Annotated in this window: 17 protein-coding genes; 13 read left to right on the top strand and 4 right to left on the bottom strand. The window is 66.9% G+C overall.

The window, feature by feature from the left end; all coding sequences use genetic code 11:
* Nucleotides 1-135 precede the first annotated feature (135 nt).
* Both tsf and CYU89_RS09355 read left to right on the top strand, forming a co-directional pair.
* Entirely contained in the window at nt 136-1014 is an 879-nt protein-coding gene (gene tsf, locus CYU89_RS09360; protein ID WP_142123817.1) for a translation elongation factor Ts, read from the top strand.
* Nucleotides 1015-1229: 215 nt separating this feature from the next.
* Nucleotides 1230-2723 (top strand): HDOD domain-containing protein, encoded by a 1494-nt coding sequence (locus tag CYU89_RS09355; protein WP_296280391.1) that lies wholly within the window; start codon nt 1230-1232, stop codon nt 2721-2723.
* Nucleotides 2724-2758: 35 nt separating this feature from the next.
* Here CYU89_RS09355 and CYU89_RS09350 read toward each other — a convergent pair whose 3' ends face one another.
* The 4 genes from CYU89_RS09350 to CYU89_RS09335 form a co-directional block, all read right to left on the bottom strand.
* Nucleotides 2759-4330, bottom strand: a complete 1572-nt coding sequence (locus tag CYU89_RS09350) for a tetratricopeptide repeat-containing sulfotransferase family protein (protein WP_296280389.1) — start codon at nt 4328-4330, stop codon at nt 2759-2761.
* Nucleotides 4320-5906, bottom strand: a complete 1587-nt coding sequence (locus CYU89_RS09345; RefSeq protein WP_296280388.1) for a sulfotransferase — start codon at nt 5904-5906, stop codon at nt 4320-4322. The genes CYU89_RS09350 and CYU89_RS09345 overlap by 11 nt, the downstream gene beginning before the upstream one ends.
* 136 nt (nt 5907-6042) lie before the next feature.
* Complete coding sequence (locus CYU89_RS09340; RefSeq protein WP_296280387.1) at nt 6043-9147, bottom strand: TonB-dependent receptor; 3105 nt, start codon at nt 9145-9147, stop codon at nt 6043-6045.
* A 463-nt stretch (nt 9148-9610) separates the two neighbouring features.
* A complete protein-coding gene (locus CYU89_RS09335; RefSeq protein WP_296280385.1) occupies nt 9611-10306 on the bottom strand; it encodes an AIM24 family protein in 696 nt (231 codons plus the stop codon).
* Nucleotides 10307-10371: 65 nt separating this feature from the next.
* Between CYU89_RS09335 and CYU89_RS09330 the strand changes: the two genes are divergently transcribed.
* The 11 genes from CYU89_RS09330 (at nt 10372) to fabZ (ending at nt 21579) form a co-directional block, all read left to right on the top strand.
* A complete protein-coding gene (locus tag CYU89_RS09330) occupies nt 10372-10728 on the top strand; it encodes a cupin domain-containing protein (protein ID WP_296280383.1) in 357 nt (118 codons plus the stop codon).
* Between the two features lie 54 nt (nt 10729-10782).
* Nucleotides 10783-11508: a UMP kinase gene (gene pyrH / locus CYU89_RS09325; RefSeq protein ID WP_296280381.1), complete on the top strand. Its 726-nt coding sequence runs from the start codon at nt 10783-10785 to the stop codon at nt 11506-11508.
* A 108-nt stretch (nt 11509-11616) separates the two neighbouring features.
* Complete coding sequence (locus CYU89_RS09320; protein WP_296280378.1) at nt 11617-12558, top strand: cation diffusion facilitator family transporter; 942 nt, start codon at nt 11617-11619, stop codon at nt 12556-12558.
* A gap of 65 nt (nt 12559-12623) precedes the next feature.
* Complete coding sequence (frr, locus tag CYU89_RS09315; protein ID WP_296280377.1) at nt 12624-13181, top strand: ribosome recycling factor; 558 nt, start codon at nt 12624-12626, stop codon at nt 13179-13181.
* 8 nt (nt 13182-13189) lie between these two features.
* Complete coding sequence (gene uppS, locus CYU89_RS09310) at nt 13190-13948, top strand: polyprenyl diphosphate synthase (RefSeq protein ID WP_296280375.1); 759 nt, start codon at nt 13190-13192, stop codon at nt 13946-13948.
* Nucleotides 13945-14805, top strand: a complete 861-nt coding sequence (locus CYU89_RS09305) for a phosphatidate cytidylyltransferase (protein ID WP_296280373.1) — start codon at nt 13945-13947, stop codon at nt 14803-14805. The genes uppS and CYU89_RS09305 overlap by 4 nt, the downstream gene beginning before the upstream one ends.
* A 2-nt stretch (nt 14806-14807) precedes the next feature.
* Nucleotides 14808-15995 (top strand): 1-deoxy-D-xylulose-5-phosphate reductoisomerase, encoded by a 1188-nt coding sequence (dxr, locus tag CYU89_RS09300; RefSeq protein WP_296280372.1) that lies wholly within the window; start codon nt 14808-14810, stop codon nt 15993-15995.
* A gap of 13 nt (nt 15996-16008) precedes the next feature.
* The gene (gene rseP / locus CYU89_RS09295; RefSeq protein WP_296280370.1) at nt 16009-17385 is read left to right on the top strand and encodes an RIP metalloprotease RseP; all 1377 of its coding nucleotides are present in this window, start codon (nt 16009-16011) and stop codon (nt 17383-17385) included.
* A 122-nt stretch (nt 17386-17507) separates the two neighbouring features.
* Nucleotides 17508-19988, top strand: coding sequence for an outer membrane protein assembly factor BamA (gene bamA / locus CYU89_RS09290; protein ID WP_296280368.1), 2481 nt, complete (start codon nt 17508-17510; stop codon nt 19986-19988).
* Nucleotides 19989-20104: 116 nt separating this feature from the next.
* Complete coding sequence (lpxD, locus tag CYU89_RS09285; protein ID WP_296280366.1) at nt 20105-21124, top strand: UDP-3-O-(3-hydroxymyristoyl)glucosamine N-acyltransferase; 1020 nt, start codon at nt 20105-20107, stop codon at nt 21122-21124.
* Nucleotides 21124-21579 (top strand): 3-hydroxyacyl-ACP dehydratase FabZ, encoded by a 456-nt coding sequence (fabZ, locus tag CYU89_RS09280; RefSeq protein WP_296280365.1) that lies wholly within the window; start codon nt 21124-21126, stop codon nt 21577-21579. The genes lpxD and fabZ overlap by 1 nt, the downstream gene beginning before the upstream one ends.
* Nucleotide 21580: the final 1 nt, after the last annotated feature.

Genomic DNA, 21580 nt, shown 5'->3' with positions numbered 1-21580 from the left:
GGAGAAGGTGCCCGAAGGGCGGATGAGGGTACGGGAAGCACGCTGGCGTTCAATGCGTCGCGACTCCACCGACCCTCACCCCAACCCCTCTCCCGACGGGAGAGGGGCTTTGCCAATCCAAACAGAGGTAATCCCGTGGAAATCACCGCATCCCTGGTCAAGGAACTGCGCGAGCGCACCGGCGCCGGCATGATGGAGTGCAAGAAGGCGCTCACCGAGAACAACGCCGACATCGACGCCGCGGCCGAGTGGCTGCGCAAGTCGGGCCTGGCCAAGGCCGACAAGAAGGCCGACCGCGTCACCGCCGAAGGCCGCGTGGCCGTGGCGCAGGACGGCGGCAAGGCCGTGCTGGTCGAGATCAACTCCGAGACCGACTTCGTCGCCAAGGACGCCAACTTCATCGCGTTCACCGACGCCATCGCGCAAGCCGCGCTGACCTCGGGCGCCGCCGATGTCGAAGCGCTGAAGAGCGCCAAGCTGGCCTCGGGCGAGACCGTCGAGGAAGCCCGCGCCGCCGCCATCGCCAAGCTGGGCGAGAACATGCAGATCCGTCGCCTGGTCGCCATCGACAGCGCGAACAATGTCGCGGCCTACGTGCACGGCGGCAAGATCGGCGTGCTGGTCGAGGTCAAGGGCGGCGACGCCGAACTGGCCCGCGGCCTGGCAATGCACATCGCCGCGATGAACCCCCCGCACAACAAGGCGGCCGACGTGCCGGCCGAGTTCGTGGCGAAGGAAAAGGAAATCGAGCTGGCCAAGATGTCGGACAAGGACAAGGCCAAGCCGGCCGACATCCTGGAGAAGATCATCTCCGGCAAGATCAACAAGATCGTCAACGAAGTGACGCTGTACGGCCAGCCGTACGTGCTGGACAGCGACAAGTCGGTCGAGCAGGTGGTCAAGGCCGCCGGCGCCGACGTGGTCGGCTTCCAGCGCCTGGTGGTCGGCGAAGGCATCGAGAAGGTGGTGGAAGACTACGCCGCCGAAGTGATGAAGCAGGCCGGCCTGGCATAAGCCGCGCGTTCCGCTTCACCCGGAAAAGCCGCGGGAAACCGCGGCTTTTTTGTTGCCCGCGAAACGCGTCCCGACGCGGCGGCGTGCGCACCGCCTTTCGTCGTGCGCGCCTAAAGTTTGACGCTGCCGTGCCGAAACTGTCTACAAAGCTGCCATCCCGTCACGCTTTGCTGGCATGCTGCCGGCCACTTTCCTCCAGCGTAGTGCGCACCCGGATGCGTCCCGAACTCGAATCCCAGTTGTCGAACTGCCGCAACCTGCCCAGCCCGCCGGGCGTGGCGTTGCGCATCCTCGAACTGGCGCAGGACCCCGAGGTGGTGATGGCGACCGCGGCCGATGCGATCGGCCTGGACGCCGCCCTGAGCGCGCGCATGCTGCGCATCGCCAATTCCCCGCTCTACGCCAGCCGACGCCGCGTGGAAAACCTGTCGCAGGCGCTGACGGTACTCGGCCTCAACGCGACGCTCACGCTGGCCCTGGGCTTCTCGCTCGCGCGCTGCGGCAGTGGCAGCCATCCCGTGGCGCAGGAGCGCGTCTGGCGCCGCAGCGTGATCGCCGCACTGGCATGTCGCCTGCTCGGCCAGCATGCCGGCACGCGCAAGGCCGAGGAACTGATGCTCGCCGGACTGCTTCAGGACATCGGCATGCTGGCCCTGCTGGAAGTGCTGGGCGACGACTACGCGCAGCTGGTCGAACGCACCGAAGACAACGCGGCACTGCTTGCCGCCGAACGCGACTGGCTGGGCTGCGACCACGCCGCTGTCGGTGGCTGGCTGGCGCGGCAGTGGAACCTGCCCGCACTGCTGCGGGAGGCCATCATGGAAAGCGAGGGGCCCGCTTCCGACACCACGTTCAATGCGTGTGTCGCCGTCTCCGGCCATGTCGCCGACATCTGGCTGGCCGGCGCGGATGAAGCCCGCACCGAGGCCGCCCATCGGCACGCGGCGCTGCAGGCGGCCACCCGCCTCGGGCTGGACTATGCGGCGTTCCTCACGCTGACCGAGGACATGATCGCCGCCCTGCCCGAAGTCTGCGCGATGTTCGACGTTCCGCCTGCGCCCCCCGCCCGCATCCAGGCCCTGCTGGACCAGGCGCGCGAGTTGCTGGTGGTGCGCAACCTGCGCGAGATCCAGGAAGCCGCGCGCGCGCGCAAGGAGGCCGACGAGCACGAAGACCGCGCACGCCGCCTGGCCGAGGAAGTGCGTCGCGATCCGCTGACCGGCGCCTACAACCGCAGCCAGCTGGAAGAAGTGCTGGAAAAGGAGTTCGACGCCGCCACCCGCCACGGCTGGCCGCTGTCGATCGCCTTCATCGACCTGGACGACTTCAAACAGGTCAACGACCGCTGGGGCCATCTGGTCGGCGACGAGGTGCTGCGCAACTTCGCCAAGTCGCTGATGCGGCATGTGCGCAGCAGCGACATCGTCGCCCGCTACGGCGGCGAGGAATTCCTGGTGGTACTGCCGGGCATCAATGAGGACGCGGCCGCCCACGTGGTGCGACGCATCCTGTCCGAGGTTTCCGGCGCGGCCATGGCGCACGTCAACGGCCAGCCGCTGCACATCACCTTCTCCGCCGGCCTCGCCACGCAAGGGGCGCTGGAACAATTCCGCCACGTCGACGATCTGCTGCGCGCTGCCGACGAAGCACTGTATGGCGCCAAGCGCGAGGGGCGCAATCGCGTCTCGGCGGGGGCCGTCGGCTCCTGAATCGACTCGGTGATGCCGGAGGCCGGCATCATCGTTCAGTCGCTGCCGAGGCGCTCCCGCAACGGTGCAAGGTACCGCTCGTACGCGCGCCATTTCGGCACTTCCCGCACATGGATCGCGGTGCGGACCTGCACGGCGCTGGCCGTGACGACACCCCGCGAGCGCGACTGCATCCCCAGCATCTGCAGCTCGAAGACGAGGCCGATGAAGTCGCAGACCCGGCGGACCACCTGTTCCGGCTCGCGCGTCAGCTGCGCGTAGTCCACGTCCATGATCCGCCCGGGATAGCGGGCATGCCAGTGGGCCATCAACGTGCGGTAGTGTGCGTGGAAATCGGCCAGTTCGCGCTGGTCGTAGCTGTAGGGATTGGCGTCGGAGAACAGTTCGCGCAGATTGGAGAAGCCGGTCTCCATCGGGTCGCGCACCATGTGCAGGATCTTCGCCTGCGGCAGGGCCTCGCAGATGAAGCCCAGGTTGAGGAAGTTCGAAGGAAGCTTGTCGGTGAAATGGCCCTCGCCGGACAAGCGCCAGCCGATGCCTTCCAGGTAACGGCGGCCGACCATGTCGAAGTCGACGGAAGCGGCCCTTGCGACGATCTCCGGATCGATCACGCCCGCGCAATGATGATCGGTGCCGTAGCGCATGGCGCTGGTGAAGTCGTAGAGCTCGCCCAGTCCGCACACGTCGGAATGCCCGTCGAGCAGGTGCTCGATCAGCGTCGTGCCCGACCGATGCATGCCCACGATGAATACCGGCACCGCAGGGGTGCCGGACCCCGCCTGCACGGGGGAACCGCGTCGTTCGAAACGCAGCAGCCGCTCGAAAAGCAACGCCGTCTGCGCCGCGTCGTAGCGCAGCGAGGAACGCTTGCTGGCGCATCCTTCCTGCAGCGCATGCCAGGCCTCCTCGTAGCGCCCAAGACCGTCCAGTTCCTTGTGCAGCGCGAAGGCGAGCAACGCGCGATCCTGCGCGGTCCGTTGCGGCACCTTCAGCTGCGCCCTGATCCGGGCCAGGTGGGCCTCGCCCGCGTGCTGCCTGCGGACCTGTGACAGGAGCCAGTAGCCCTGCGCGATCTGCGGCGCGCGCGCGAGCGCACGGGAGGCATCTTCCGCCGCCTCGTCGAATCGACCGAGGAACATCAGCACATGGGCCCGCGACAACAAGGTCGGCGGATAGTCCGGGTCCGCGCGCCGGGCTTCATCCAGGAACATGATCGCCCGCTGCGGCAACCCCGCGTAGGTCAGCTGTGCCGCAATGGTGATCAACGAAGGGATCGGAATGCGGGACATCGGCAACATGCGCTCGATGCACGCCAGCATGGCCGGGATTTCATTGAAGGTACGCAACCGTGCAAGCAGCTCCTTCACGACCTCGACCCGCTGCGTGTCGTGCTGGCTGGCCTGCAACGCATGACCGTGCGCGGCCCGGTAACGGCCTGCGAGGGACGCCATGTAGGACAACTGCAAGAGGATGTCGGGATCGCCGGGCGACAGGGCGAGTGCGCGCCGGTACTCTTCGGTCGCCGCGTCGAAATCCTTGGCCACGGCATGCGCCCGGGCGCGTTGCATCAGCGCAGCCACGCGTCCGGACATCGGCTCAGCGGTCATGCCCGTTCCCCTGCGCGTCCAGCATCCGGCGCAGGGGCTCCAGCGGGACGGCGTAACGCCGCCATGCCCCTATTCCGCGATCGTGGATGGGCGAACGGACTTGCGAACTGCTGGCGGTGGACACGGGCGCCGCATTGGCGGTGATGTCCAGCATGTTATGGGCGGGCGCCAGGCCGCAGAACGCGAGAATGCCGCGCAGGGTGTCCTCGCCGCTCCGCACCAGCGCCTCGTAATCCACCACGTGCATCGCACCCCGCGCCTCGGCCATCCAGTGCGCCAGCAGCCTGTCGAAACCGCGATGGTGCGCAGCCAGGTCTTCGAATGCGTAGCTGTAGGGATACGCGCCGCCCTCGAACAGCTCCTTCAGGTTCGAGAAGCAGGCGTCCATCGGATCGCGGCGCACGCAGAGGATGCGTGCCTGCGGGAGCGCCCGCAGTATCAGACCCACATTGAAGAAGTTCCGGGGGTTCTTGTCGATGAAGCAGCGACTCCTCCCGATCATCGGCGCCAGGCGCTCCCTGTACCGTACGCCGACGGTGAGCGGATCGATCCCCGCGAGCTTCTCCCACCGCGACTCCCTCAGTCCGCCCGGGTAGAAATGGTCGGACACCTCGCTTATCGCCGCCTCCAGGTCGTTGCGCTCGCCCAGCGAAACGACCTCGGGATGATTGCCCAGCACCCGGTCCAGCACGGTCGTGCCGGTACGCGGCAGGCCGACGATGAAGATCGGCACGGGTCCGGATGGCGCCTGATCGACGCGTACCGGCATCGCCCAGGGAGAGGACTGCATCAGACGCTCGAACGCCCGCTCCTCCTCTGCCGGATCGTGCCGCAGCGTGCTGCGCACCATGGCAGCTCCCTCCCGCAACGCGTCCCAGGCAGCCGCCGTGTGACCGGCATCGTCCAGTTCCTTGAACAGCGCATAGCGCAGCTGTGCACGTTCGGGCGATCCATCCGCATGTTGCCCGTAGGCCGCTTCGATCCTCGGCGCTCGGCTACCGGCTGGCTTCGCGACCTGGTGGAACGCGAGGGTCCGGTGCACATAGGCGTTGTCCGGATCCAGGCGCAGTGCGTATTCGTAATAGTCGGTGGCTTCGTCCAGCCTGCCCAGCGACCTGAGTACGTTGGCGCGGGTGTAGCAGAGGAGCGGATCGGGCCGCACACGGCTGGCGACATGCGTCAGGAACTCGAGTGCGAGGTCGTGCCGATCCACCAGCCAGAGATGCTGGGCGAGCACCGCCGCCTGACGCAGGACTTCTTCGTCGGACCACGGCATGGACCGGATGAGCCCGACGATTTCCGCATCTTCGGCAAAGGCGAGCAGGCGCAGGCTGACGAAGCCGACCGACTTGGTGTCCTGGATCCGGGCGCATATCCGCGCGGCCTGCAGTGCGTGCAGGCGCGAATCGACATAACGATCGGCGACCTGCGCAAGCCGCGAAAGGCGAAGGTGTGGCGCCACCAGATCGGGCGCTATCGCCAGCATGGCCTCGTAACAGGCGCGGGCCGCGGATGGGTTCCTGGCGGCCTCGTGGTGGTTCGCCTCGTTCCAGTGGCGCTGCAGCGCTCCGTTCATGGTCGCCATCGTGAGGGAGTTGGTTCAAGCATATCCGCAACACGATCAACGCAGGCCGCGGCGCACAAGAAAAGGCCGCCCGAAGGCGGCCGAGAAGAGAGCATGGAGCGTTGTTCTTGTTCGAACAGATGCGGGATCAGAAGTCGTACTGGACCATGAAGCGGACCGAACGGGGTGCCTGGTACGAGCGTGGCAGCAGGTAGGTGCTCAGCGGATTGCCGGTCGCCGAGTCTTCCGCCACTTCGCTCACCGCCGTCACCTTCTGCGAATTGAAGACGTTGAACACGTCCATCTTGAACTGCAGGCCCGGTGCGAACGACGGCCTGAAAGCGAGGTTCAGGTCCAGGCTGGTGGTCGTGGGCAGGCGCCCGGCGGTACCACGCGGAACCGCGCTCACCGTGGAATCGTCAGAGGCGCCATTTTCCGAGTTGCTGCAGCGCATGAAGCCCGAACCATAAGGATGCGGCGAATAGTTGGTCACCGGACCCACGGGCTCCAAGGGGTTGAGATCCAGGACACCCAGGCAGTTGATCGGTCGTCCCGTCTGCACGATGAGGTTCGCACCGAGCGACCACTCGTCGTTGAAGTCGTAGTTGCCGAATACCTTCAACGCATGGCGCCGATCGTTGGGCAGGTAGCCGTAGGTATCGACCGTCAGCTCGCGGTAGTCGAAGTCCTGCGTGGTGTTGGTGTCGCCCTGGCCGATGTCGGACTTCACGCCGCCTTCGGTATTGCCCTTGTTGTAGCCGAGCGTATAGGAGGCCTGGAAGAAGAACTTGTCCCAGCTGCCGTCCAGGAACAGTTCCAGGGCCTTGTACGAACGCTTGGCCGGCGGGCTGAGGCGGTCGCCCTCCACCGTGTAGGTGGTGTAGACGCCGTCGCCGTTCAGGTCGGTGACCAGCACCGCATCTTCGCCCGGGTTGAACAGGCGGCAATACGGGAAGCCGGGGTTCGGCACGGTGTAGTCGAGCCCGTCGGCATCGGCCAGGTCGGTGATCGCGGTGTAGTCGCAGTTGTCGTCGATGGCGGCCTTCAACTTGCGGTAGATGCCGCGCGCACCGAAGTTGAGGTGGTCGGTCAGCGTGGTCTGGAAGCCGAGGATGAACTCGTCCTGGTACATCGGATCCAGGTTCTTGCTGGCGATCGTGTTCGGATCGTGCGCTTGGCCGTCTTCGCCGTTGATCAGGTTCAGCGGATTCAGCGGGTTGATCAGGATCGGCGCACCGGTCACCGGGTCGACGCCCGAGAAGCGGTTGTTGTTGGAGCGCTGGTAGATGGAGGCGCTGGAGCCGCGCACTGCGACGCTCGGCGTCAACGGCAGTGCGTAGCGACCGGCATTACCGTAGATCTTCAGGGAGGAGTCGCCCTTGGCATCCCACGAGAAACCCAGGCGGGGGCCGAACTGGTTGTCGATCTTGACGAAGGCGCGTCCGTCGGAGCCCAGGTTCTCGAAGGTATCCCAGCGCGCGCCGAGGTACGCCAGGAAGTTGTCGGTGATCCTCCACGAATCTTCGAGGTAGTAGGCGCGCTGCTTCACCTCGATGGTGGTGCCACGCGCCGTGGTCTGGCGACGGACCACGTCGAACTCGTCGCCGGTGTTCGGGCGCCCGTCGGGACCGTTGTTCGTCGAGTAGCGCCACAACCAGCCACCCACGTTGGCTTCGCCCGCCACCGACTCGTAATTGTCCACGTCCACGCCGAAGCGCAACTGGTGCGAGCCGAGGATCCACTCCGCGTCGATGCGGTACTGGTCGCGGGTATCCTTGTTGTTGGATGCCTGCAGCAACGCGCCGTCGGTCAGATGGCAAAGGCTGCCGTAGGCGCCGGTGATCAGTTTGCGATAGCCCGGACGCACGTCGATGATCGCCGGGCAGCCGCCGAGCGCGGTCGTCCCGTTGATGTCGGTCGTGTATGCCGTGGTGATATCGCCGTTGTAGCTGACGGTCGAACCGTCCGGATTACGGAGATGCTGCGCGCGCTTGAATTCGCCGTGGCCATACAGCGCGGTCAGGGTGAAGGCGTCGGTGAGATAACCGGTGTACTTCAGTACGTAGTTGTTGCCGCCCTGCTCGTCGAACACCGTGCCAACATAGGTGGTGCGGTCCACTTCGCCCGGGGTGTTGTTGTAGACCCGCGTCTCGGTTTCCTGCTTGTCGGAGAACGCGGTCAGCTCCAGCTTGTTGCTGTCGTTGATGTTCCAGTCGAACTTTGCAAGCCAGGTCGGATTCTTGATCGACCCGTTGCGGTTCGTGACCGCATCAATGTTGCCCCAGGCATCGGTGTCGGTCCTGCCGTAGGACAACAGGCCGTAGGCGAACAGCGTGTCCTTGATCAGCGCACCACCTGCCCACACGGCCCCGATCAGCTCTTCCTGCGTATCGTTGCTGTTGTTCTCGGCGACGTTGCCGTAGTCGCCCGGGACCAACGGGTTGGAGTACTTGTAGTCCTCCACGTCCGAACGCAGCGATTTCGGCGACCAGAACACATTGGCACCGGCCTTGAACTCGTTGGTACCGCGCTTGGTGATCTGGTTCACCACGCCGCCCAGCGAACGGCCGAACTCGGCGCCGTAGCCACCGGTCTTGATCTGCTGCTCGGCGATCGCCTCGAAAGGCACCTTCGAGAAGTTCAGGCTCCGGAACGAATTGGTGATGTTGAAGCCGTTGATGTAGTACTGGTTCTCGGCGACGGAGGAGCCACCGAACGAGGCAAGGTTGCCGAAGGCGCCATCGCCACGCACCGTGCCCGGCGCCAGCAGGGCCACCGAGGTGGTATCGCGCGGCACGGGGATGCGGGCCAGCTGCTCGGACGTCAGGATGGTGGTGGACTCGACCGACGAGACGTCGATCGGGTTGACCAACTGCGACCCGGTGACGGTCACCGTGCCGAGCGTTGTGGCACCACTGCCGGAACTTTCCGCTGCGAAATTGACGGCCGTACCGGTACCGACGTTGACCGCGACTTCGCGCGTCGTCGTCGTACCGTCGGCCCGCTGAAGCGTCACGCGGTACGTGCCGGGCGAGAGCGCGGATACGCGGTAGCTACCGTCGGCGCCGATCGCGATTTCACGGCTGAAGCCGGTGGCCGGGTTCTGGACCAGGACCTTCTCGCCCGCCGATGCCTGGCCGAAGACCGCGCCGGAGGTATTGGACTGGGCGTAGACGGACGTGTTGAAGCAGACGCCGAGCGCCAGGGTAAGGGCGCTGCGTTTGAGTGTTCGATTGAACGTACGCTTGGACACTGTGCGACTCCCTGCTGCAGGTTGATTCACATGAGCGTCCGGACGGGCCCGCCCTCTCCGAGAATGTGCGGCGCGCCCTTCAGGCCAGCCACGGGCCTTAATAGCAGGTTAATCAAATGTTGGAATTAGGTTACGCAACACTCAAGTAATAATGCGAAATAGATCACAAAATGCCGTGTAGTTTTGCCCCCCCTCAGGCGCATTTTTTGGACGCCCCGGAACGTAATAGCGATAACGCGCCCGCGCGCAACATCGACACGGGGTTGCGGGTCGCGAGGGATCTCCGGGGTCCGCCGCACCGGGCGCCGCTTTTGATGGACGGCCGTGCGCCCGCGCCTTTGAAGCCGCGACAGCGGGGCAGAGGACCGGGCGTGGGGCGCGCATGCGGTTTCCCCCTCCGCAGTCGACGCCGCGCCTCCATGCACCGGCCGGTGACGCCGCAACAGAGAGGAACGCCGGGCGCTTATTGCCTCGGCTGGTACACGACTTCTTCGTAGGGCTGCACCACCACCCAGCCGTCGCCCGCAAACCGTAGCTGCACGCTTTCTCCGGACCCCCGTCCCAGCAGCGTGCCCAGCGAGATGTCGGTGACTATTTCGGGCGTCAGGCTGCCCGACCACGCCACGGTGGCGTTGGGGTCGGTAAACACCGGACCGGTCTGCGCATTCACCGGCAGTGTCAGCGGTTCGTAGTGCGACGTGATCGCGACGATGCCGTGCCCGCTGAGGCGCACGTTGAACAACCCGCCGGACAGCATGCCGGCGACCTTGCGCATCATGGTGATGCGGCTCTCGATGCCCGACTCCACGGCCAGCACGTCGTTGCCGTTGACGAAGATGGCCTCCCCGGCGAGCCGCAGCAGGGTGATCCGCTTGCCGGCATCGGCCAGATAGACGCGCCCCTGCCCCTCGATCTTCATCAACTGCATGCCCTCCCCGCTGACCGCCTTCTTCAGCAGGTTGCCCAGGCCCTGCTCCAGCACGCCCTGGCGGGTGAACTTGACCGCCCCCTTGCGGGCGACCATGGCGCCGGACTTGGCCCAGACCAGCCCGTTCAACCGCACCTCGAGCAGGTGCGGGCTCTCGAGCTCGAAGGCATCCGGACTGGCATCCTTCTCACGCGACGAGGCGAGGAATTCCTGCAGGGTGCGCACGCTCATGGCCGTTCCTTGATGGTTGCCGAAAGAAGGCCACATCATAGTCGCCCCGCCTGCCGGTTCCGCTCATGTCCCGCATCGTTTCCGTACCGCACTCCCCGGATGAAGCCACGCGTGCGCCGGTCGCGGCGGAGCGCGTCGTGCACGGCGCGCCGCGGCAGGCGCACGCCAACGCATATTCCACGCAGGACGAGCGCTTCCATTGCGGCGTCTGGGAAGGCAGCGTCGGGGCGTGGCGCGTGCAGTACACCGAACACGAGTTCTGCCACCTGCTCAGCGGACGCATGCGCCTGCGCGGTGACGACGGCAGCGACGTGCTGCTGGAGGCAGGCCAGAGCTTCATCGTGCCGGCCGGTTTCACCGGCACGTGGGAGGTGCTGGAAACCGCGCGCAAGCTCTACGCCATCTACGAACCCGGCGACTGAGACGGGGGCACTCGGCTAGAATTGCCGCGTTTGCCCCCACGCCGAGAAATCCCCATGCCCGCTCCCCTCGTGTATCGCCGCATCCTGCTCAAACTGTCCGGCGAGGCGCTGATGGGGGCCGAGGACTACGGCATCGACCCCGCCGTCATCACCCGCATCGCCCGCGAGATCATCGAGGCGCGCGACGCCGGCGCCGAAGTGGGCCTGGTGATCGGCGGCGGCAACATTTTCCGCGGCGCCGGCCTGGCCGCCGGCGGCATGGACCGGGTCACCGGCGACCAGATGGGCATGCTGGCGACCGTCATCAATGCGCTGGCCATGCAGGACGCGCTGGAAAAGCTCGGCGCCAAGTGCCGCGTGATGAGCGCCATCAAGATCAACGACGTCTGCGAGGACTACATCCGCCGCCGTGCGATCCGCCATCTGGAAAAGGGCCGCATCGCGATCTTCGCCGCAGGCACCGGCAACCCCTTCTTCACCACCGATTCCGGCGCCGCGCTGCGGGCGATCGAGATCGGTGCGGACCTGCTGCTGAAGGCGACCAAGGTGGACGGCGTCTACGACAAGGACCCCAGCAAGCACGCCGATGCCGTCCGCTACGACCAGCTGACCTACGACGATGTCATCGCGCGCGACCTGCAGGTGATGGACACGGCGGCGTTCGCCCTGTGCCGCGACAGCGACGTACCGCTGCGCATCTACGACCTGTCGGTGCCCGGCAACCTGATGCGCATCCTGCGCGGCGAGCATGTCGGCACGCTGGTGAAGGGCCGCAACTGACTGACGGGCGCGGCCCCGGTGGCCGCGCCTTTCGGCCACGTCGGGCACGTGGGACGCGATCGCCCCTGTAATAGTGTTCGCACAGGGCCGCAGGCACCCTAGTCCGCCATGGGACACGCACATCACCACGGGCACGGGGCGCACGCCCACCCGCAGGCATCGGCCACGCGCACGTTCGCGTGGGTCACGCTGATCAATCTCGCCTACACCGCCATCGAAGCGGGCTACGGCTTCCACACGAATTCGCTGGCGCTGCTGTCGGATGCGCTGCACAACCTCGGCGATGTCCTCGGGCTCGCCCTGGCATGGGGCGCCGCCGCCCTGGCCGGACGTCCGCCGCGCGGACGCCACACCTACGGTTGGCGGCGCGCGACGCTGCTGTCGCCGCTGGCCAACGCCATCCTGCTGATGGTCTTCTCGGGCGCATTGGGCTGGGAAGCGTTCCGACGCTTCAGCGCGCCGCCGGAAATTCCCGCCACACCGGTCATCGTGGTCGCCTCGCTCGGCATCCTGGTCAACCTCGGCGCCGCCTGGCTGGTCAAGGACGGCCACCTGCACGACCTCAACAAGCGCGGCGCTTTCCTGCACCTGATGGCCGACGCCGCCGTGTCGCTGGCTGCCGTGCTGGCTGGCGTCGGCATGGCGACCCTGGGCTGGGCGTGGCTGGATCCGGCTACCGCGCTGCTGATCGCCGTGGTCGTCGCCGTCGGGTCGTGGGGGCTGCTGCGGGCCAGTTTCGACGCCGCCATGGACGCGGTGCCGGGCCACGTGGATCCTGACGAAGTCCGCGCATTCCTGCAGGAACAGCCCGGCGTGTCGGCTGTGCACCACCTCCACATCTGGTCCCTCGGCGCCAACGAGATCGCCTTGACCGCGCACCTGGTGCGGGCGCGGGACGACGACCACGACGCGTTCATCGACGCCACGGTGCATGCGCTGGACCATCGCTTCGGCATCAACCACGCCACGCTGCAGATCGAACGGGGCGCGGGCTGCGGCCACGATCTGCATGATGCGGCACCGCATCATTCGCACCGGACCGGCCCCTGACGGTCGGCAACGGGGCCGAATCGCCCTATAATCCGTCGTTTACAGGCTTTGCAACGGAAAGGGCGATGCTCAACGACATCAAGAAAGACGCGCAGGCGCGCATGACCAAGAGCATCGAAGCGCTCCGCCACACCCTGATCAAGGTGCGCACCGGCCGTGCCTCCACGGCCCTGGTGGAACACCTGAAGGTCAACTACTACGGTTCGGACATGCCGCTGAGCCAAGTGGCCACGGTGACGATCTCCGACTCGCGCTCCCTCACGATCACCCCGTGGGAGAAGCAGATGGTCGGCGCGGTGGAGAAGGCCATCCTGGCATCGGATCTGGGCCTGACGCCGAACACCGCCGGCACCACCATCCGGCTGAACCTGCCCGCGCTGACGGAAGAGCGCCGCAAGGAGCTCTCGAAGGTCGTGCACAGCGAAGGCGAGGATGCCAAGGTCGCCATCCGCAACATCCGCCGCGACGCCAACCAGCAGGTCAAGGACCTGCTGAAGGACAAGCAGATCACCGAAGACGAAGAGCGCCGGACCGAAGACGAGATCCAGAAGCTCACCGACAAGTCCATCAAGGACGTCGACGATGTGGTGAAGGCCAAGGAGCAGGAATTGATGGCGGTCTGAGGACTGCCATGTCCCCTGCCGCTTCCCCGTCCGTGCCCCGCCACCTGGCCGTCATCATGGACGGCAACGGGCGCTGGGCGGAACGCCGTCGCCGTCCCCGCGTGATCGGCCACCGCGCCGGCGCACGCGCGGTCAACCTCTGCATCGACTTCTGCCTGGAGCGCGGTATCGGCGCGCTGACCCTGTTCGCGTTCTCCAGCGAAAACTGGGGGCGTCCGGAAGAGGAAGTCGGTGCGCTGATGAAACTGTTCCTCAACGCGCTGGACCGCGAGGTCGACGAACTGCACCGGCGCTCGGTGCGCGTGCGCTTCATCGGTGACCGGGCCCGCTTCTCGACCGACATCCGCGCGCGGATGGACGCCGCAGAGGCACTGACCCGCGCCAACGGACGCCTGCACCTGGTCATCGCCGCCAGCTATGGCGGGCGCCAGGACATCGCGCACGCCGCGCGGGCACTGGCCACGGAGGTCGCCGCCGGCCGGCTGCGACCCGAAGACATCGACGAAGCCGCCCTCGGCTCGCAGGTGGCACTGGCCGACCTGCCCGCGCCCGACCTGTTCATCCGCACCGGTGGCGACCACCGCGTCAGCAACTTCCTGCTGTGGCAGCTGGCGTACACCGAACTCTGGTTCACCGATGTGCTGTGGCCCGACCTGGACGCGGCGCTGCTGCAGCGCGCGCTGGACGACTTCGCGCAGCGCGAGCGCCGCTTCGGCCTGACCAGCGCCCAGGTCGCCGGCAGCGCCACCGAGGATCACCCCGCATGAGCGCCACCCGCACCCGTGTCATCGCCGCACTGGTGATGGCGCCGTTCGCCATCGGGGCGATCCTGCTGCTGCCCACCTCGTGGCTGGCCATGCTGGCGGCGCTGGTGTTCCTGGTCGGCCTGTGGGAATGGTTCAAGCTCGCCGAAATCGACGACACCCTGCAGCGCACGGTGCTGCTGACCGCCAACCTGCTGGTGATGGTGGCGCTGGTATGGGCCTCGCGTGGCTCGGGCGACGCCACCGACCTGGTACCGCTGCGCCTGATGGCGCTGGTCGGCGTGGGATGGTGGTTGCTGGCGTTGCTGTGGCTGCGCTTCTTCACCTTCGCCTCCGACCACGAGACCTGGGCGCGGGTGTTCAAGCTGGCGGCCGGCACGCTGGCCGTGGTGCCCGCCTGGTGCGCGCTCGGCCTGATCCATTCGTCGCAGCCGAACGGACACATCTGGCTGTTCGTCGCGCTGGCCATCGTGTGGGCCGCGGACAGCGGCGCCTACTTCGCCGGCCGTCACTTCGGTGGTCGCTGGTTCGGCGGCCGCAAGCTGGCACCACGGATCAGCCCCAACAAGACGCTGGAAGGTCTGCTGGGCGGCCTGGTCGCCGGCATGGTGGTCGCCGTGGCCGGTGCGCTGATCGCCGGCGCAGGCGCCGGACACCTGCCCGGCGTGCTGGTCGTGGCGGTGTTCACGGTGCTGTTCTCGGTCGTCGGCGACCTCTTCGAAAGCCTGCTCAAGCGGCATGTCGGCGCCAAGGATTCGGGCGACCTGATCCCGGGCCACGGTGGCGTGCTCGACCGCATCGACGGCGTGCTGGCGGCCCTGCCCATCTTCGTACTGGGCAAGGAAGTCTTCGGGTTCTGAGCATGTCCATGCCCGCCTCCCGCAACGTGGCCGTCCTGGGCGCGACCGGCTCGATCGGCGCGTCGGCGCTGGACGTCATCGCGCGCCATCCGGACCGCTACCGCGCCAGCGTGCTGGCAGCCGGCGGCAACGTCGACGCGCTGCTGTCCTTGTGCGCAGCGCATCGACCCGACCACGCGGTGATCGCCGACGCCGACCTCTACGCGCGCCTGCGCGACGGTCTGGCCGATGCCGGCCTGGCGACGCGCGCGCATGCCGGCGTGGCCGCCCTCGACGCGCTGGTGGCCGCGCCCGACTGTGAGGTCGTGGTCGCCGCGATCGTCGGAGCGGCCGGCTTGTCCTCGACCCTGGCGGCGGCCCGCGCGGGCAAGCGCTTGCTGCTGGCGAACAAGGAGTCGCTGGTGCTCGCCGGCGAACTGGTGACCGCTGCGGCGGACGCGGCGAGCGCCGAGATCATCCCGATCGACAGCGAGCACAACGCCATCTTCCAGTGCCTGCGTTCACGACAGGCTCAGGCCGACGTAAGCCGCATCGTGCTGACCGCGTCGGGCGGACCTTTCCGCGGACGCAGCCGCGCCGAACTCGCGCAGGTCACCCGCGAACAGGCCGTCGCGCATCCGAAATGGTCGATGGGGCCGAAGATCTCGGTCGATTCGGCCACCCTGATGAACAAGGGCCTGGAGCTGATCGAAGCCCACCACCTGTTCGGTGTCGGACGCGAGCGGCTGGACGTGCTGGTGCATCCGCAGAGCCTGGTGCACTCGCTGGTGGAATTCGTCGATGGCTCGACGCTGGCGCAACTCGGCCTGCCCGACATGCGCACCTCGCTGGCGGTCGGCCTCGGCTGGCCCGAACGGATCGCATCCGGGGTGGGTGGGCTCGACCTGTTGGCCCACCCGCGCCTGGAGTTCGAAGCGCCCGACACCGACGCGTTCCCCTGCCTGCGGCTGGCCTGGGACGCCATGGCGGCGGGCGGCACCGCCCCCGCCGTGCTGAACGCGGCGAACGAAGTCGCCGTTTCAGCCTTTCTTCAGGGCCGCATCGGTTTCCTATCCATCCCCGCGCTGGTCGAGGACGCCCTCGCTGCGCTGCCTGCGGCGCCGGCGGATTCGCTGGAGGTGCTGCTGGCAGCGGATGCACAGGCTCGCCGGCTGACCGAACGCAACCTCGCAAGCCACCTTTCCCGATGAGCGCCGACATCCGATGAGTGAAGTGCTGGGCTCAATCTGGTGGATGATCGTGGCACTGGGCGTGTTGGTCACGTTCCATGAATTCGGCCATTACTGGGTCGCACGCCGTTGCGGCGTGAAGGTGCTGCGCTTCTCGGTGGGCTTCGGAAAGCCGTTGTGGTCCCGACGCGATCGCCACGGCACCGAATTCGCGGTGGCCGCTATTCCACTCGGCGGCTACGTGAAGATGCTGGACGAAGCTGAGGGCGACGTCCCCGCCGCCCAGCTCGACCAGGCCTTCAACCGCAAGTCCGTGTGGCAGCGCATCGCGGTGGTGGCGGCGGGTCCGCTGGCCAACATCCTGCTGTGCGTGCTCCTGCTGTGGGTCATGTTCGTGATCGGCAAGCAGGACTACTCGGCCACGGTGGGCAGCGTGTCGGGCATCGCCGCCGATGCCGGCCTAAAGCGTGGCGACCGGATCCTGCACGTCGGCAACCGCACGATCGACACGTGGACTGATGCATCGATCGTACTGACCAAGGCTGCCATCGACGGCGAAGACGTTCCCCTTGAGGTGGAAGCCGCAGACGGCACCACGCGCCTCGTCACGCTCCCGCTGTCGCGACTGCCGGACGGGTTCGACCAGGAAAACACGGTCGGCCTGACTGGACTGGTCTGGCAGCATTGGGTGACGCCGGCCACCATCGGCAAGGTCGCAGCCAACTCCGTCGCGGACGGCTTCCTCAAGCCTGGCGACACCGTCACCGCGGTGGATGGTCATCTGGTGCATGGCTTCGACGATATCGCCCGTCAGGTCGATGCCCTCGGCAAGCGCGGCGGGACCGCCATGATCGAGGTGGACCGGGCAGGCGAGCGGCTGGCCTTCGAGCTTGCGCCGCGCTGGACCAAGCACCCCGACGCCGGCAAAGGGCATTATTGGGCGCTCGGTCTCGCCCCTCCCGACAAGCGGACGATGCCCGCTTACGACGCCCGACTCCACTTCGGCCCCGTCGCCGCTCTTCCAGCGGCCGTGCGCGAGACGGGCAAGCTGACCAGCGACTCCCTCGGCATGATCCGCCGCATGCTGACGGGCGACGCATCGTTGAAGAACGTGTCGGGTCCCATCACCATCGCGCAGGTCGCCAATGTCTCGGCCCAACGGGGTCCGGATTGGTTCCTGTGGTTCCTGGCGGCCATGTCCCTCAGCCTGGCCATCATCAACCTGCTGCCGATCCCCGTCTTGGACGGCGGGCACCTGCTGTATTACCTTATTGAATTGGTCAAGGGCAGCCCCTTGAGCGAGCGCCACATGGTGGCCGGACAATATGTGGGCCTGGCCGCGCTGGCGGGCCTGATGGGATTGGCGTTCTACAACGACATCCTGCGTCTGATGACGCGTCTGGTGACCTGATGCCCCTGAACTTCTTCGGGCCGGCCCGCCCAAAGGCCGCCACCCTTCCCCTGGCAACACCCCGGACCGCTGCCCTGCAGTCCACTCCTGCCCCGCAGGAACCACCCCAACCGGATGTAACGATGACGCGACTGCCTTCCCGCCGCCTGCTTGCCCTCGCCCTGGCTTCGGCCATCGCCATGCCGGCACTGGCCCAGACGACGGAACCCGCTGCCGCGCCCGTGGCCGCCGCGCCGTCGAGCAGCGCATCGTTCACCGCGACGGATATCCGCATCGATGGCCTGCAGCGCATCTCGACCGGCACCGCGCTGACCTACCTGCCCATCGAGCGTGGCGACGTCGTCACCTCCGCCAGCGTGGCCGAGTCGATCCGTGCGCTCTACAAGACCGGCTTCTTCGAAGACGTCAAGCTCGACCGCCAGGGCGACATCCTGGTGGTGACGGTCGCCGAGCGCCCCGCCATCAACAAGCTGACGCTGACCGGCAACAAGGACATCAAGACGGAAGACCTGATGACCGGCCTGAAGGACATCGGCCTGTCCGAGGGCGAAACCTTCGACCGCCTGAGCCTGGACCGGGTGACCCAGGAGCTGGTGCGCCAGTACAACAACCGCGGCAAGTACAACGTCGACATCACGCCGACCGTGAGCCCGCTGGACCGGAACCGCGTGGACGTCACCATCGCGGTCAAGGAAGGCAAGGCCGCCAAGATCAAGCACGTCAACGTCGTGGGCGCGGAGAAGTTCGAGACCGAAGACCTGCTGGAGAACTGGGAATCCAAGGAGTCGAGCTGGCTGTCCTGGTACCGCCGCGATGACCAGTATTCCAAGGAAAAGCTGTCCGGCGACATGGAGCGCCTGAATTCCTGGTACCTGGACCGCGGCTACGTGGACTTCAACATCGACTCCACCCAGGTGTCGATCAGTCCCGACAAGCGCGACATGTTCATAACCGCCGGCATCACCGAAGGCGAGCAGTACAAGATCTCCGACGTGAAGGTCACCGGCGACACGGTGCTGCCGAAGGAAGAGATCGAGAAGTTGGTGATCGTGAAGCCGGAACAGACGTTCTCGCGCATCCTGCTGGAAATGACGTCCGATTCGATCACCTCGACGCTGGGCAACATCGGCCACGCCTTCGCGCAGGTCACGCCGATCCCGACCATAGATCGCGAAAACCGCACCGTCGCCATCAACCTGCAGGTCGTGCCGGGTCCGCGCGTCAACGTGCGCCGCATCCTCTTCAAGGGCAATACGCGCACGTCCGACGAAGTGCTACGCCGCGAGATGCGGCAGTTCGAAGGCAGCTGGTTCTCGCAGGTGGCCGTCGACCGCTCGCGCGTGCGCCTGCGCCGCCTGGGCTATTTCGAGACGGTCGATGTCGAGACCACCCCGGTGCCGGGAACGTCCGACCAGGTCGACGTGGTCTTCAACGTCAAGGAAACCACGTCCGGCAGCTTCGTGTTCGGCCTGGGTTATTCGCAGCTGTCCGGCCTGACCACCTCCATCCAGCTGTCGCAGAACAACTTCCTCGGCGGCGGCAACCGCGTGTCGGTGGAAGCGCAGCGCAGCGATTACCTGCAGCGCTATTCGTTCTCGTACACCAACCCGTTCTTCACCGACGAAGGCATGTCGCTGGGCTACAACCTGTGGTGGCGCGAGTTCGACTACTCGGACTTCAACACCGCGCAGTACTCCACCACCAGCGCCGCGGCGCAGGGCGTGCTGGGCCTGCCCATCACCGAGAACGACACCGTCTCGCTGCTGTTCGGCGTCGACAGCAATGAAATCCTGACCTTCGGCGGATCCACGCCGTCATCGATCATCGACTACATCAATGCCGTCGGCCAGCGCACCTTCCATGCCTGGCGCACGGAGCTGGGCTGGGCGCGCGACACGCGCAACGACTACTTCATGCCGACGGGCGGCACCTACCAGCGCGTGTCGGCGGAAATCGCGCTGCCGGGTTCCACGGTCGAGTACTACAAGCTCAACTACGAGTTCTCCAAGTACTGGTCGATCAGCCCGGCGCTGGTGCTGAACACGCGTGCCGAGATCGGCTACGGCGACAGCTACGGCTCCGACATCTACCGGTACATCTGCCGCGGGAACGGCTCGGATCCGCAGATCCCCGGCCAGGGCACCACCACGCCGCCGGCCGCGGATGGCACGTGTGCGGATGGCGGCACCCTGGACCGCACCCTGGTGGCGACCGGCCTGCCGTTCTTCGAGAACTTCTATGCCGGCGGTACGCGCTCGGTGCGCGGTTTCCGCGACAACACGCTGGGTCCGCGCTCGGAGGTCATCTCGGGCTATCGCGGCCAGCCGCTGGGCGGCTCGTTGAAGACCACCGGCTCGGTGGAACTGATCTTCCCGAAGCTGTTCGATTCCAACGCGGCGCGTATCGCGGCGTTCTTCGACTTCGGCAACGTGTTCGACGGCGTGGACAACTTCGACGCCGGCCAGTTGCGCGCCTCCACGGGCATCTCGCTGCTGTGGCGCGCGCCGGTCGGTCCCATCTCGATCAGCTACGCCTTCCCGATCAAGAAGGAAGAGGGCGACGAGCTCGAGCGGTTGCAGTTCACCTTCGGCGGCGCGTTCTGACGCGGGCTTCCGGTCCGGCATGACGACCTGACGGGGGGCGCAAGCTCCCCGTCTTCGTTTCCACCATACGCCCCCGTGGAGCGGTTCCAGGGCGGTGGGGCTAAACTACGCGCCCTATGACCCTGCCCTCCTTCACTTCCGGCGACTTGGCCGCCCGCTTCGGACTGGAGCTGCGCGGCGACGCCGGCCTGCCCATCGAGGGCGTGGCGACACTGGCGCGTGCCGAGCCGGGCCAGCTGGCGTTCCTCGCCAACAGCCGCTATCGCGCGCAGCTGGCGGACAGCCGGGCCAGCTTGGTGGTGCTGCGTGCCGAGGACGCCACCGATGCGGCCGGCACCGTGCTCGTCGCCAAGGACCCCTACACCGCGTTCGCGAAGATGGCGGCGCTGTTCGAACACAAGCCCGCCCGCGCACCCGGCATCCACCCGAGCGCGGTGGTCGATCCCAGAGCGCGGATTGCGCCGGGCGCGCACGTCGGCCCCTTCGTCGTGGTCGGCGCACGCAGCACGCTCGGCGAAGGCAGCGTGCTGGGCCCGGGCTGCATCGTCGGCGACGACTGCGTGGTCGGCGATGGCTGCGAACTGGTCGCGCGCGTCACCCTGGTCACGCGCGTGCGCCTGGGCCAGCGCGTCCTGGTCCATCCAGGCGCCGTGATCGGCGCCGACGGCTTCGGCTTGGCGATGGACAGCGGGCACTGGATCAAGGTGCCGCAGCTGGGCGGCGTGGTGATCGGGGACGATTGCGAAATCGGGGCGAACACCACCATCGACCGCGGCGCGCTGGACGATACCGTGCTGGAGGAAGACGTCCGCCTCGACAACCAGATCCAGATCGGCCACAACGTCCGCATCGGTGCGCACACGGCGATGGCCGGGTGCAGTGCCGCCGCCGGCAGCGCACGCATCGGCCGCTATTGCCTGATCGGCGGGGCGGCAGGCGTGCTCGGCCACCTCGAGATCTGCGACCGCGTGGTGGTCACCGCGATGTCGCTGGTGACCAGCTCGATCACCGAACCCGGCGAATACTCGAGCGGCACGCCGCTCACCGACAACCGTACCTGGCGCAAGAACGCCGCGCGCTTCAAGCAACTGGACGCCTTGGCACGACGCGTGCTGGCGGCCGACAAGGAAACCTGATGACCCTGGACCTGCAACTGCCCGTCGACTCGGCCACCATCCGCCAACTGCTGCCGCACCGCTACCCGTTCCTGCTGGTCGACCGCGTGGTGGAGTTCGAGAAGGACAAGCGCGTGCTGGCGTACAAGAACGTCACCCAGAACGAGCCCTTCTTCACCGGCCATTTCCCGGACCGCCCGATCATGCCCGGCGTGCTGATCATCGAGGCACTGGCGCAGGCCGGCGGCCTGCTGACGCAGCTTTCGCACCAGGGCGACACTGCAGGACGGATGTTCTACATGGTGAAGGTGGAAAACGCGCGCTTCACCCGCATGGTGGTGCCCGGCGACCGGCTGGACCTGGACGTCACGCTGAAGCGGCTGATCCGCAACATGGCCTTCTACACCGGCGTGGCGTCGGTCAACGGCGAACAGGTCGCCTGCGCCGACGTACTGTGCGCCGAGGACACCCGCTGAG

This window comes from Pseudoxanthomonas sp., assembly GCF_002863005.1.
Lineage (GTDB): Bacteria > Pseudomonadota > Gammaproteobacteria > Xanthomonadales > Xanthomonadaceae > Pseudoxanthomonas_A.
Note: the sequence above shows the minus strand (reverse complement) of the source record. Positions and strands in the feature narration are given on the sequence as shown.

Excerpts from the sequence above, each read along its gene's own strand:
- CYU89_RS09355 (WP_296280391.1), top strand. The coding sequence starts at position 1,230 with ATGCGTCCCGAACTCGAATCCCAGTTGTCGAACTGCCGCAACCTGCCC.
- CYU89_RS09350 (WP_296280389.1), bottom strand. The coding sequence starts at position 4,330 with ATGACCGCTGAGCCGATGTCCGGACGCGTGGCTGCGCTGATGCAACGC.
- CYU89_RS09345 (WP_296280388.1), bottom strand. The coding sequence starts at position 5,906 with ATGAACGGAGCGCTGCAGCGCCACTGGAACGAGGCGAACCACCACGAG.
- CYU89_RS09335 (WP_296280385.1), bottom strand. The coding sequence starts at position 10,306 with ATGAGCGTGCGCACCCTGCAGGAATTCCTCGCCTCGTCGCGTGAGAAG.
- CYU89_RS09330 (WP_296280383.1), top strand. The coding sequence starts at position 10,372 with ATGTCCCGCATCGTTTCCGTACCGCACTCCCCGGATGAAGCCACGCGT.
- pyrH (WP_296280381.1), top strand. The coding sequence starts at position 10,783 with ATGCCCGCTCCCCTCGTGTATCGCCGCATCCTGCTCAAACTGTCCGGC.
- CYU89_RS09320 (WP_296280378.1), top strand. The coding sequence starts at position 11,617 with ATGGGACACGCACATCACCACGGGCACGGGGCGCACGCCCACCCGCAG.
- frr (WP_296280377.1), top strand. The coding sequence starts at position 12,624 with ATGCTCAACGACATCAAGAAAGACGCGCAGGCGCGCATGACCAAGAGC.
- uppS (WP_296280375.1), top strand. The coding sequence starts at position 13,190 with ATGTCCCCTGCCGCTTCCCCGTCCGTGCCCCGCCACCTGGCCGTCATC.
- CYU89_RS09305 (WP_296280373.1), top strand. The coding sequence starts at position 13,945 with ATGAGCGCCACCCGCACCCGTGTCATCGCCGCACTGGTGATGGCGCCG.
- dxr (WP_296280372.1), top strand. The coding sequence starts at position 14,808 with ATGTCCATGCCCGCCTCCCGCAACGTGGCCGTCCTGGGCGCGACCGGC.
- rseP (WP_296280370.1), top strand. The coding sequence starts at position 16,009 with ATGAGTGAAGTGCTGGGCTCAATCTGGTGGATGATCGTGGCACTGGGC.
- bamA (WP_296280368.1), top strand. The coding sequence starts at position 17,508 with ATGACGCGACTGCCTTCCCGCCGCCTGCTTGCCCTCGCCCTGGCTTCG.
- lpxD (WP_296280366.1), top strand. The coding sequence starts at position 20,105 with ATGACCCTGCCCTCCTTCACTTCCGGCGACTTGGCCGCCCGCTTCGGA.
- fabZ (WP_296280365.1), top strand. The coding sequence starts at position 21,124 with ATGACCCTGGACCTGCAACTGCCCGTCGACTCGGCCACCATCCGCCAA.